We start from the raw sequence: 11,546 nt of genomic DNA on the forward strand, positions 1-11,546 counted from the left end.
GACGCCCGGCGTCGGCGGGGCCGCCCGGGTCCAGGATCGCCGAGGCCGCACCGGGTGCGGTCCCCTGGCGGTGCAGCAGCCGCGAGTACTCGTCGAGGGTGCCCCTGGCGGACTCCACACCGGACTCCGCGCGCTCCCGCTCCGCGACCGTGCGATCTGCGTCGGCGATGGCCCGGTCGAGCTGGATCCGGGCCATCTGCAGGTCGACGAGGGTCTTGTTGACGCCCTCCCGCTTGACCGCGATGTCCTGACGGGTGGCGTCGAGCCGGGCGGACGCGTCCGCGACCGCACGGATCAGACCGCTGATGTCTCCGGGCGAGGTCGCCGGGACCTCCTGGGCCGCGACCACCGGTGCGTGGACCACGCCCGACGCGGTGCCCAGGACGAGCGCCGCCGCGAGGAGGGCGCGTCCGGGCGTCCGGACCGGGCCCCGACGTCTCCGCGCTCCCGGAGCGCGGCTTGATGAATGGTCAGGCTTCACGTTTCACCTTCCGATAACCGCACGAGGATGCGGCTGACCGCGCGACCCGCACGGCGGGACGCGTCACCGAGGAGGGTGAGGTTCGGGTGATGCCTTCCCCTGCGCCACTAGAGCCTCATACCAACTCGGCAGAACCGATGGTTCCTCTAGCACCGTAGGTCACAGAAGTCCCGTCCGGAACATTGGACGGCAAAATACACTGCTGTAACTCTAATAACGCGAGAAAACCCGGCGTGTCGGGCGATGGGGAGAAGAGCGTCCGTCAGCGCAGGCGCCACCGGGGATCGTCAGCGCAGGCGCCGCCGGAGGGCGACGACGAAGGCGACCGCCACGACGATCGCCAGCACGAGCACGACCGCCGAGAACGCGCCCCAGGGCGGGGCGGGGGCGGTGACCTTGTGCGCGAAGACGGAGGCGGAGGCCACCGGGTCGAACTCCTCCCAGGCGTCGTCCTGGCCGGCCTCGAGCTTGTGGCGGGGGATGGTGTCGCTGGAACTGCCGACGAAGACCGGGGTCCGGACCAGGATCGTCCCCTCGTACTCCTCGTTCAGCAGGGCGGCGAGGTCGCGGGCGTCCGTGTAGACGGCGGCCGGGGCCTCGGTGTAGACCACCTTGAGATCGAGCCCGCGGTCCCCCGCCTCGGTGACGACGGTCCGCAGTCCCTCGACGAACGGCTCCGGGGCGGAGACCCCGTCGTCGGCCAGGTCCCGGGACACGGCCTCGAAGTCGAGCCACTGCGGGACCTCGCCCTCCTGCAAGGACATCACCGGCTCGGCCTCGTAGGCGAGCGTGGTCACGGAATCGTCGGAGTTGTCCACGGCCGACATGGTGCCATCTCGTCGTCGTCGAACCGAATACGCGCGCCGGACGGCGCGATACCCGCTCCGCGCCCCCCACCTTCGGGCGTGCCGGAACCTATACAGAACGAGCGTACTGGTAAATTGGTGACCGCAACCGGGCGCGAGGGTCCACAATGGGTCCTGTGTCCGCCCCCGGCGTTGCCGCCCGAGACACGCGGCGACACCGGGAGGGATGACGAATCGACATTCACACCACGAGTGGAGCTGACGTGACAGCAAGCATTGACAGCTTTGGCGCCAAGGGGACCCTAGAGGTCGGCGGCCAAGCCTATGAGATCTACCGCCTCTCGGCGGTCGAGGGAGCCGCGAAGCTCCCTTATTCCCTCAAGGTCCTCACCGAGAACCTGCTGCGCACGGAGGACGGCAAGAACGTCACCAAGGCGCACATCGAGGCCCTGGCCGGTTGGGACCCCTCCGCCGAGCCCGACACCGAGATCCAGTTCACGCCCGCCCGCGTGATCATGCAGGACTTCACCGGTGTCCCCTGCATCGTCGACCTCGCCACCATGCGTGAGGCCGTCAAGACCCTCGGTGGCGACCCCGACAAGGTCAACCCCCTCGCGCCGGCCGAGATGGTCATCGACCACTCCGTGATCATCGAGTCCTTCGGTGGTCGCGACTCCTTCGACAAGAACGTCGAGATCGAGTACCAGCGCAACGAGGAGCGCTACCAGTTCCTCCGCTGGGGTCAGGGCGCCTTCGACGACTTCAAGGTCGTCCCCCCGGGTACCGGCATCGTGCACCAGGTCAACATCGAGTACCTGGCGCGCTCCGTGATGGTCCGGAACGGGCAGGCCTACCCCGACACCTGCGTGGGCACCGACTCGCACACCACCATGGAGAACGGTCTCGGCGTCCTGGGATGGGGCGTCGGCGGTATCGAGGCCGAGGCCGCCATGCTCGGCCAGCCCATCTCCATGCTCATCCCCCGCGTCGTGGGCTTCAAGCTCACCGGGTCGATCAAGCCGGGCGTCACCGCCACGGACGTCGTCCTGACGATCACCGAGATGCTGCGCAAGCACGGCGTCGTGGGCAAGTTCGTGGAGTTCTACGGTGCCGGCGTCGCGGCTGTGCCCCTGGCCAACCGCGCCACGATCGGCAACATGAGCCCGGAGTTCGGCTCCACCTGCGCCATGTTCCCGATCGACGGCGAGACCATCGACTACCTGCGCCTGACGGGTCGCGACGAGGAGCAGCTCGCCCTGGTCGAGGCTTACGCCAAGGAGCAGGGTATGTGGCTCCACGCCGACGCGGAGGAGCCCGTCTTCTCCGAATACCTGGAGCTCGACCTGGGCGACGTCGTCCCGTCGATCGCCGGACCCAAGCGTCCGCAGGACCGCATCGAGCTGGCCGACGCCAAGAGCGCGTTCCGCAAGGATATCCACAACTACGTGGACGCCGGCGTCAACCCCCTCGGTGACACCGAGAAGGGCCGGATGCAGTCCGAGGGCGGTGCCCCGTCCGACAACACCGGGACCGCGACCCTCTCGCACGCCGAGGAGGGCTCGGTCCGGGCCGACGCCTCCGACGGCTCCGAGGGACGTCCCTCCAAGCCCGTCGAGGTGTCCGTGGACGGCACCGAGATGGTCCTGGACCACGGCATCGTCTCCATCGCCTCGATCACGTCCTGCACCAACACGTCCAACCCGTCGGTGATGATCGGCGCCGGGCTCCTCGCGCGCAAGGCGCACGAGAAGGGACTCAAGGCCAAGCCGTGGGTCAAGACGTCGATGGCGCCGGGTTCGCAGGTCGTCACCGAGTACTACGAGCGGGCCGGACTCTGGCCGGACCTGGAGGCCCTCGGCTTCTACCTCGTGGGCTACGGCTGCACCACCTGCATCGGCAACTCCGGACCGCTGCCGGAGGAGATCTCCAACGCGATCCAGGAGCACGACCTGACCGCCACCGCGGTGCTGTCCGGTAACCGCAACTTCGAGGGCCGGATCAACCAGGACGTCAAGATGAACTACCTGGCGTCCCCGCCGCTGGTCATCGCGTACTCCATCGCCGGGACCATGGACTTCGACTTCGAGGCCGACTCCCTGGGCAAGGACACTGACGGCAACGACGTCTACCTCAAGGACATCTGGCCCTCCACCGAGGAGATCGAGGAGACCATCAAGGCCTCGATCTCCTCCAAGGAGTACACGTCCAAGTACGCCGACGTCTTCGCCGGCGACGACCGCTGGCGTGGGCTCAGCACCCCGGACGGCAAGACGTTCGAGTGGGACGCCAAGTCGACCTACGTTCGCAAGCCCCCGTACTTCGACGGGATGCAGATGGAGCTGACCCCGGTCGAGGACGTCAAGGGCGCCCGCGTCCTGGCCAAGCTCGGCGACTCGGTCACGACCGACCACATCTCGCCCGCGTCGACGATCAAGCCGGGCACCCCGGCCGCGCAGTACCTCGACGAGAACGGTGTGTCCCGTCAGGACTACAACTCGTTCGGGTCGCGCCGCGGCAACCACGAGGTCATGATCCGGGGCACGTTCGCCAACATCCGCCTCCAGAACCAGCTGCTGGACGGTGTGACGGGCGGCTACACGCGCGACTTCACGCAGGAGGGCGCCCCGCAGGCGTTCATCTACGACGCCGCGCAGAACTACGCCGCGCAGGGCACGCCGCTCGTGGTGCTCGGTGGCAAGGAGTACGGCACCGGGTCCTCCCGCGACTGGGCGGCCAAGGGCACCAGCCTGCTCGGCGTCAAGGCCGTCATCACCGAGTCGTTCGAGCGCATCCACCGCTCGAACCTCATCGGCATGGGTGTCATGCCGCTGCAGTTCCCCGAGGGCGAGTCGCACGAGACCCTCGGCCTGGACGGCACGGAGACGTTCGACATCACCGGGATCGAGGAGCTGAACAACGGCACCACGCCCAAGACGGTCAAGGTCACCGCCACCAAGGAGGACGGCCAGGTGGTCGAGTTCGACGCCAAGGTGCGCATCGACACCCCCGGCGAGGCGGAGTACTACCGCAACGGCGGCATCCTGCAGTACGTGCTGCGCAACATGATCAAGGGCTGATCACCTCCACCCCGACGGCGGTGCGCGGTAACTCCTGGTGAGACAGGGGGAACCGCGTACCGCCGTGGTGTATCCGTAGGAAGGTTGTGAGATGCCCAGGGTCAGTCAGGACCACATGGACGCCCGGCGTCGGGAGATCCTGTCGGGGGCGCGCGAGTGCTTTGCCGAGTTCGGGTTCGAGGGCGCCACGGTCCGACGTCTGGAGGAGACCACCGGTCTCAGCCGCGGTGCGATCTTCCACCACTTCGACGACAAGGACGCCCTGTTCCTCGCGTTGGCGCACGACGACGCCGCGGCGATGGCGGCCACGGTGGCCGAGCAGGGTCTGGTCCAGGTGATGCGGGAGATCCTGGCCGACCCCCACGAGTTCTCGTGGCTCGGGACCCGACTGGAGATCGCGCGACGGATCCGCACCGATCCGGCCTTCCGGGAGCGGTGGACCGACCGGCAGGCGGAGCTCGACGAGGCCATTCTCGCCCGCCTGCGGGAGCAGAAGGACTCCGGGAGGATGCGGACGGACGTCCCCGATGACGTGCTGCGCGTCTACCTCGACATCGTGCTCGACGGACTCATCACCCACCTCGCGACAGGGCGCGGCACGGCTCACGTGAGCGCGATGCTCGACCTGGTGGAGGCCTCGCTGCGTACCGGTCGCGAGTGATCCCGGGACGGGCGTACGGTGGGGCGCATGACCGATTCGACACCGCAGATCCCGCTGATCGACCTGGGCGACGGCCGTGCGATCCCCCAGCTCGGCTTCGGTACCTACCAGGTTCCCCCCGCCGACACCGAGAAGGTCGTCTCGGACGCACTCGAGGCCGGGTACCGGCACCTGGACACCGCCCAGATGTACGGCAACGAGGACGGGGTGGGTCGCGCGATCGCGGCCTCGGGGATCCCGCGTGACGAGCTGTGGCTCACCACCAAGCTCAACAACTCCTTCCACGAGCCCGCCGCCGCCCGCGACTCCGCCGAACGCTCACTCGAGGCCCTCGGCGGCCGGATCGACCTGTTCCTGGTGCACTGGCCGCTCGCGATGCACGACGACGTCGCCCGCGTCTGGGAGGCCATGGAGGGCATCCGCGCCGACTTCGCGGTGGACTCGATCGGGGTCTCCAACTTCACCCCGGCCAACCTCGCGCGACTGTCCGAGGCGGGCCTCAGCACTCCCTCCGTCAACCAGATCGAGTCGAACCCCTACTTCGTCAACGACGAGGTCCGCGCGGCGTGCGCGGACCGCGGGATCGCAGTGGAGGCGTGGAGCCCGCTCGCGCAGGGCGCGGTCTTCGGCGACCCGCAGCTCACCGCGTTGGCGGAGCAGGTCGACCGCTCGGTCTCCCAGGTCGTGCTTCGCTGGGTGCTCCAGCGCGGGGACATCGTCTTTCCCAAGTCCTCGAGCCCCGAGCGGATGCGTCAGAACCTCGACGTGTTCGACTTCGAGTTGAACGACGAGCAGATGGCCTCGATATCGGCCCTGCACAACGGCACTCGCTCCGGGCCGGATCCGGACACCTTCGACTGGCGAGGCTGAGGATCCCGGCTCACTCCTCATCGAGAAGAGCGTTCCGGACATGTTTCGTTCGAGCCAGGTGCGCGGAACGCCCTTTTCGACGGTGAACGTGCTCGCCTCGCCCTAGAGTCTGTCCATGACCACCACACGGGCGCACGGCGAGGCCGCGCGTGACGACGGCCGGCCCGCCGGGCGTCCCTCGGGCCGGATGCTCGCCTCGTACGCCGCCGGCAGCGTGGGCACGGGCGCGTTCAGCACACTGCCGGGGTTGGTACTGGCCTACTACCTCACCGACTCGATCGGGGTCGCCGCCGCGGTGGCGACGGTGCTGGTGCTGGTGCCCAAGGTGATCGACGTGTTGGCCTATCCGCTCATCGGGGCGCTCTCCGATCGCGCCTCGCACCGCACCGGATACCGGACGGGCCTCATGCTGTTCGGGGCGCTCGCGCTGCCCCTGCTCTTCGTGGCCACCTTCTCGGCTCCCACGCAGTGGGGCACCGCGCTGGCCGGTGTCTGGGTCATGGGCTTCTTCTTGCTGGCCTCGTTGGCCTTCTCGTGTTTCCAGGTCCCCTACCTCGCCCTGCCGGCGGAGCTGACGGGCGAGTCGGCGGTGCGGGTGACCATCCTCGCGTGGCGCGTCGCGGTGCTGGCCGCGACGATCCTCGTGGTGGGGGGCGGTGGTCCGGCGCTGCGCGAGGCGGCCGGCGGTGGGGCGACGGGGTACGTGGTGATGGCCGTGGCCGTGTCCGCCCTGATGCTCGGCGGCATGCTGTGGGCGACGCTCGGATCCGCCCGGCGCACGGTCCTGCGGGCGGACGCACAGGTCGGTGATCTGGGCCGGCAGTACCGCGACGGGCTCGACGCGCTGCGGGTGACCCGGCCGTTCCGCCTGCTGGTGGGCCTGTTCTGCCTGCAGGCTGTCGCCACGGCCGTGATGCTCGCGGGTGGCCAGTACGTCGCCACCTACATCCTCGGCAACGAGGCCGCGTTGACCGGGCTGTTCCTCGCGCTGATCGCCCCCGCGCTGGTGGTGATGCCCCTGTGGGCCCGCCTGGCCCACGCCCGGGGCAAGGTCCCCGCTCTGGCGGCCGCGACCATCCTGTTCACCGTGTCCGCTCTCATGCTCATCCCCGCAGGTGTGTGGCCCGGGATGTGGGTGCACGTCCCCGTGGCGTTCGCGGGGGTCGCCTACGCCGGGATGCAGGCTCTGCCCATGTCGATGCTGCCCGACACCACGGACATGGACCGCGAGCTGGGTGGCCGCCGTCGCAGCGGCGCGATGAGCGGGCTGTGGACGGCGTCCGAGACGGGATCCATGGCGCTCGGGCCCGTCGTGGTTCTGGCGCTGCTCGCGGTGACCGGATTCCGCTCGGGCGGCGTCGCCGATCAGCCCGAACCGGCTCTCTGGGGCATCATCCTCGGTTTCTCCCTGGTCCCCGCCCTCCTGACCGCCGCGAGCCTGCTGGTCATCCGGGCGTTGGGACGCGAACACCCGAACTGGACGGAGCCCGCATGACAGTCGAACCACCGGACACCGATCCCCTGGACGCCCTGATCGCCCGGAGAGGCGAGGCGGCCCTCGAGACGCTGGCCGCGCTGCGGGCGTCGGATCCGCCCACGACCGGCGGCAGGGTGCTCTCCTACGTCTACGACTCGGGCGTGGAGGGCGTGGACCGGTTGGCCGTGCGCGCGGCCGGTCTGGCGCACGGGGTCAACGGCCTGGACCCGACCGTGTTCGGGTCGGTCGCACGGATCCACGGCGGGATCGTCGCAAGGGTCCGCACGATCCTGGGCGGGGACGCCGGAGACGGTCCGGGCGACGACGACGAGGTCCACGGTGTCGTGACGTCGGGCGGCACCGAGAGTTGCGTGCTGGCGTGTCTGGCGGCCCGGGAGGTCTCGGGGCGTGCCCCCGGCAGCGGCGGGACGATCGTCGCCCCGGTGACCGTCCACGCGGCGTTCCGCAAGGCCGCCCACATCCTCGGGATGCGGTTCGTCGGCGTCGAGGTGGACCCCGCGACGGGCCGGGTGGCCGCCGAGGACCTGCTGGCCGCCGTGGATCACGACACCTGCCTGGTGGTGTGCTCGGCCTCCTCCTACCCCACCGGTGTGATCGACCCGGTGGAGCAGGTCGCGGCCGGTCTCGACGCGCACCACGACCCACGGATCGGGCTGCACGTGGACGCCTGCCTGGGCGGGCTGGTGCTCCCCTTCTGGCCGGGCGGGGTGGGATCGACCTGGGACCTCCGGATCAGGCGCGTCACCAGCATCTCGGCCGATCTGCACAAGTACGGGTTCGCCCCCAAGGGCACCTCGGTGCTGCTCAGCCGGGGCCGCGCCAGGCACCGTGCGTCCTGGTTCTCCACCGTCGACTGGCCGGGGTACCCGGTGGTCAACCCCACCCTGTCCGGGTCCAAGCCTCTCGAACCCGCGGCCGCCGCGTGGGCCGTGCTCGAGGCTCTGGGCGACGACGGTCAGTCCGAGCTCGTGGCGCGCACCGCCCGGGCGACCGGGCGCCTCGTGGAGGGGTTGGCCGGCATCGAGGGACTGCGTGTGATCGACTCCGACCCGGGACCCCTGATCGCCGTGGTGGCCGACGGGTCCGTGGGAGACGCCCGACGTGTCCACCCCCACCTGTGGGCGGACGAGTGCGGTCGCAGGGGCATCGCCGTGCAGGCGCAGCCGGCCTACCGTCAGGAGCGGGGCGCGTTGCCGTCGTCGTCCCACCTCACCATCACCCCGGTGACCGAACGCCTGACGGACGAGATCCTCATGGTGGCCCACGCGGCTGCTGATGCGGTACGCGGCATGCCCGACCCGGCGCCCCCGGCCGCGTTCGCCGACGTGCTGGCCGCGCTGGAGGCCGGCGCCCTCTCCCCTGGCGACCTGCTCACCCTCCCCGAGGACGATGTGCACGCGATGGTGTCCGGCGTACTCGCAGGCGACGACGGGGACGACGGCGGGATGGCCGCGCTGCTCGCGGCGATCGAACGCCTCCCGGCCGAGGTGGGTGCCCGGCTGGTGCGGGCGTACCTCGCCGCCGTGATGGAGGGGTGAACGCGAACCGCCCCCCGACCGGAGTTGGGGGGCGGCGCGGGGCGTGGAGTCCCGGTGTCAGACCAGGACCGTGTCAGACCAGGACCGCGATGGCGACGTTGACCACGCCGAGGACGCCGGCGATGGTCGCCAGGGTCCCGGTGCTGCCCGCCGCCCTGGCCTCCTTACGGACGCCCACCACCGCGACGACCAGGATGACGACCGCGACGACGAGCTTGATCCCGATCTTCATGTGATTGAGGTCCACGTCCTGCATCTCGCGCAGACCGACGAGCAGCAGACCGGTGACCACCTGGAGGATCGCGCCGTGCAGGATCGCCTTGTTCATGTGAGGCGCCTTGATGGTGGCGAGCCACCCGCCGATGATGCCGGCCAGGCCGATGAAGTGCAGGATCAGAACGATGTCGAAAACGATGTCCATGTGGACAAGTGTCTCAAACGCACTGGTCACAGTAGTTGCTAAGGATCACCTAACCGGTGACGGAGGGTCATCGGTGCACGAGTGTCGCGAACACCAGCAGGGCGATCCCGCCGAAGGCCATCACGCCGAATGACACCCACCGTGTGTCCCACCCGAGCATGCGTTCGTACACATCGGTGACCTTTCGTGTGGCGACGGGGAATCGGGACCACACCCACGCGAGGAGGACGAACGGTGCGACCAGGGCCAGCACGAAGACGAGATAGGCGCACAGCCTGAGTACGGGATCCGAGCTCACGCTCTCGACCAGACGGCCGGTGAGATACATGATCGGGAGGGTGGTCAGACCGATGATCGCCGAACTGAACCCGAGCACGAACAGGGCGGCCGGCGGGGAGTTCTGGTCGGGTGCGCGCTCGGGACGCTGCGGGCGCACGGGCACGACCCGCAGCCACACCACCATCGCACACGCCGCCACCAGCAGGACCACACCCACGACCAGGTCGACGACGTGGTTCTCCACCACCGCGTCCCCGCGCTGGCGCACCTGGTCCACCAGGTTGGCGGGATTGACGCCGTGGAGAAGCAACCCGAGCGCGGTGGCCCCCGACGCCAGACCCGAGAGCAACCATGTCAGACGCGCGCGCACGTTCCGGTTCCTCGCGAGGATGTCGGCGGTCGCCCCATACAGGGCGGGGCTCAGGCCCAGCGCCAGACCGAACCCGACAAGTGTCGGGACGGCCGCGATCCATCTCGCCACCTCGTGCATGTGCTCCCATTCCGTCGTCTCGACAGTAGTACCGATTGGCCGCCGTCCTGTCCGCGGCCGTGATTAGGATAAGCGGACGGTCACCAGACCCGAGAGGACCATGATGCGCGTACTCGTCACCAGTTCCAGGAACACCTTCGCCCTGGACATCATCCGCAAGCTCGGGAGCCGTGGCCGCACCGTGGTGGCGAGCGACACCTATCCGGGCGCGACGGGCAGTCACTCCAAATACCTCGCGGGTCACGCCGTCACGGCCTCCCCCCGCTACGACACCGACCAGTTCATCCGGGACGTGAGCCGGATCGTCTCCGAATACGACATCGACCTCATCATCCCGACCTTCGAGGAGGTCTTCTACCTCGCCGCCCGGGTCGCGGACCTGCCCGAGGGGGTGACGCTGTTCGGCGGGAGCTTCGCGAAACTCGCGCAACTGCACGACAAGGCGAGCTTCCAACGCCTGGTGGAGCGGTCAGGGGTGCCGATCCCCGAGACGACCGTCGCCACCGACCACGCCTCGCTCGTGGCCGCGATCGAGAAGTACCCGCGCTACTTCGCCCGGGCGGCGTTCTCGCGAGGCGGCGTGGGTCTGTTGACCAACACCGGGCCACTGGCGGGGAAGATGTCCGTCGACGACTGCCACCCCACCGAAGAGCAACCGTGGCTGGTGCAACCGTTCGTCGACGGCCCGATGGTGTGCACCTACAGCACCATCGTGGACGGCCGGGTCACCTCGCACTGCACCTACCGCGCGCCCGAACAGTGGGCGCACAGCACGGGGATCACCTTCCTCGCCGTGGACAGCACCGACACCCTCGACTACACGCAGCGCATCGTCGACGCGCTCGACCCGGGGTTCACGGGCCAGCTCTCGTTCGACTTCGTCGACAACGACGGTCAGCTCTACTCCATCGAGTGCAACCCACGCCCGACCAACGGCGTCATCCTGCTCGAGGCGGAGCAGCTCGAACAGGCGCTCACCGGCCGGAACCCCGAGGCGTTTGTCGTCGAACCGGGCGTCGAACGTCAGATCAGCCTGGCCGTCCTCGCCGACGCGTTCGCCGAGCCGCTCAAGCACCTGCCCACGTCGCTGCACGACCTGCTCCACGTGAAGGACGTCGGTTCGGGGTGGCACGACTCCTTCGCCATGATGTGGAGCCCCGCGACGCTCATCCACGGTGCCAAGCTGAGCCACGGTCAGCGCAAGGAGTTGTTGGGCGCTCTGGGCGACGACATCGTGTGGAACGGAGAACCCATCACCGGGATGAGCGCGGCTGACGCCGCGGCGCTCGAGGATGTCCACGAGCAGCGGGTCTGACAATCGCGCGAGCGGCTGCCATGGCCGCGCCGGTGCTCCGGTCGGTGCGGAGGTGACCCGGCGCCGAGGGGTGGTGTCGGCGCTGGCCCGCGGCACCGCGGGGATCCGCC

General features: G+C 69.4%; 9 protein-coding genes and 1 pseudogene. 6 read left to right on the plus strand and 4 right to left on the minus strand.

What is annotated here, in order from left to right:
- Together G6022_RS12610 and G6022_RS12615 are read right to left on the minus strand one after the other, a co-directional pair.
- Positions 1 to 364, minus strand: a pseudogene (locus G6022_RS12610) (hypothetical protein); the annotation flags it as partial.
- Between the two features lie 404 nt (positions 365 to 768).
- Complete coding sequence (locus G6022_RS12615) at positions 769 to 1,299, minus strand: DUF6676 family protein (RefSeq protein ID WP_179525299.1); 531 nt, start codon at positions 1,297 to 1,299, stop codon at positions 769 to 771.
- A gap of 251 nt (positions 1,300 to 1,550) precedes the next feature.
- Between G6022_RS12615 and acnA the strand changes: the two genes are divergently transcribed.
- The 5 genes from acnA (at position 1,551) to G6022_RS12640 (ending at position 8,931) form a co-directional block, all read left to right on the plus strand.
- Positions 1,551 to 4,364: an aconitate hydratase AcnA gene (gene acnA, locus G6022_RS12620; protein WP_179525300.1), complete on the plus strand. Its 2,814-nt coding sequence runs from the start codon at positions 1,551 to 1,553 to the stop codon at positions 4,362 to 4,364.
- Positions 4,365 to 4,455: 91 nt separating this feature from the next.
- Complete coding sequence (locus G6022_RS12625; protein WP_179525301.1) at positions 4,456 to 5,025, plus strand: TetR/AcrR family transcriptional regulator; 570 nt, start codon at positions 4,456 to 4,458, stop codon at positions 5,023 to 5,025.
- 27 nt (positions 5,026 to 5,052) lie between these two features.
- Positions 5,053 to 5,895 carry an aldo/keto reductase gene (locus G6022_RS12630; RefSeq protein WP_179525302.1) on the plus strand — a complete coding sequence of 281 codons (843 nt, stop codon included), beginning with the start codon at positions 5,053 to 5,055 and terminating at the stop codon, positions 5,893 to 5,895.
- A 115-nt stretch (positions 5,896 to 6,010) separates the two neighbouring features.
- Positions 6,011 to 7,390 carry an MFS transporter gene (locus tag G6022_RS12635; RefSeq protein ID WP_182691675.1) on the plus strand — a complete coding sequence of 460 codons (1,380 nt, stop codon included), beginning with the start codon at positions 6,011 to 6,013 and terminating at the stop codon, positions 7,388 to 7,390.
- Positions 7,387 to 8,931, plus strand: a complete 1,545-nt coding sequence (locus G6022_RS12640) for an aminotransferase class V-fold PLP-dependent enzyme (RefSeq protein WP_182638916.1) — start codon at positions 7,387 to 7,389, stop codon at positions 8,929 to 8,931. Before G6022_RS12635 ends, G6022_RS12640 begins: the two co-directional genes overlap by 4 nt.
- Positions 8,932 to 9,004: 73 nt before the next feature.
- Here G6022_RS12640 and G6022_RS12645 read toward each other — a convergent pair whose 3' ends face one another.
- The gene (locus tag G6022_RS12645; protein ID WP_182609287.1) at positions 9,005 to 9,352 is read right to left on the minus strand and encodes a hypothetical protein; all 348 of its coding nucleotides are present in this window, start codon (positions 9,350 to 9,352) and stop codon (positions 9,005 to 9,007) included.
- 67 nt (positions 9,353 to 9,419) lie between these two features.
- A complete protein-coding gene (locus G6022_RS12650; protein ID WP_182638918.1) occupies positions 9,420 to 10,121 on the minus strand; it encodes a GAP family protein in 702 nt (233 codons plus the stop codon).
- A 100-nt stretch (positions 10,122 to 10,221) separates the two neighbouring features.
- Between G6022_RS12650 and G6022_RS12655 the strand changes: the two genes are divergently transcribed.
- Complete coding sequence (locus tag G6022_RS12655) at positions 10,222 to 11,436, plus strand: carbamoyl-phosphate synthase large subunit (protein WP_182638920.1); 1,215 nt, start codon at positions 10,222 to 10,224, stop codon at positions 11,434 to 11,436.
- Positions 11,437 to 11,546 lie beyond the last annotated feature (110 nt).

This window comes from Dietzia sp. Cai40, from assembly GCF_014145165.1.
Taxonomy (GTDB): domain Bacteria; phylum Actinomycetota; class Actinomycetes; order Mycobacteriales; family Mycobacteriaceae; genus Dietzia; species Dietzia natronolimnaea.

What these genes read in the sequence shown, in the direction of transcription:
- G6022_RS12650 (WP_182638918.1), bottom strand. Translation starts at nt 10,121, where the DNA reads ATGCACGAGGTGGCGAGATGGATCGCGGCCGTCCCGACACTTGTCGGG.
- G6022_RS12655 (WP_182638920.1), top strand. Translation starts at nt 10,222, where the DNA reads ATGATGCGCGTACTCGTCACCAGTTCCAGGAACACCTTCGCCCTGGAC.
- G6022_RS12640 (WP_182638916.1), top strand. Translation starts at nt 7,387, where the DNA reads ATGACAGTCGAACCACCGGACACCGATCCCCTGGACGCCCTGATCGCC.
- G6022_RS12645 (WP_182609287.1), bottom strand. Translation starts at nt 9,352, where the DNA reads ATGGACATCGTTTTCGACATCGTTCTGATCCTGCACTTCATCGGCCTG.
- G6022_RS12630 (WP_179525302.1), top strand. Translation starts at nt 5,053, where the DNA reads ATGACCGATTCGACACCGCAGATCCCGCTGATCGACCTGGGCGACGGC.
- G6022_RS12635 (WP_182691675.1), top strand. Translation starts at nt 6,011, where the DNA reads ATGACCACCACACGGGCGCACGGCGAGGCCGCGCGTGACGACGGCCGG.
- G6022_RS12625 (WP_179525301.1), top strand. Translation starts at nt 4,456, where the DNA reads ATGCCCAGGGTCAGTCAGGACCACATGGACGCCCGGCGTCGGGAGATC.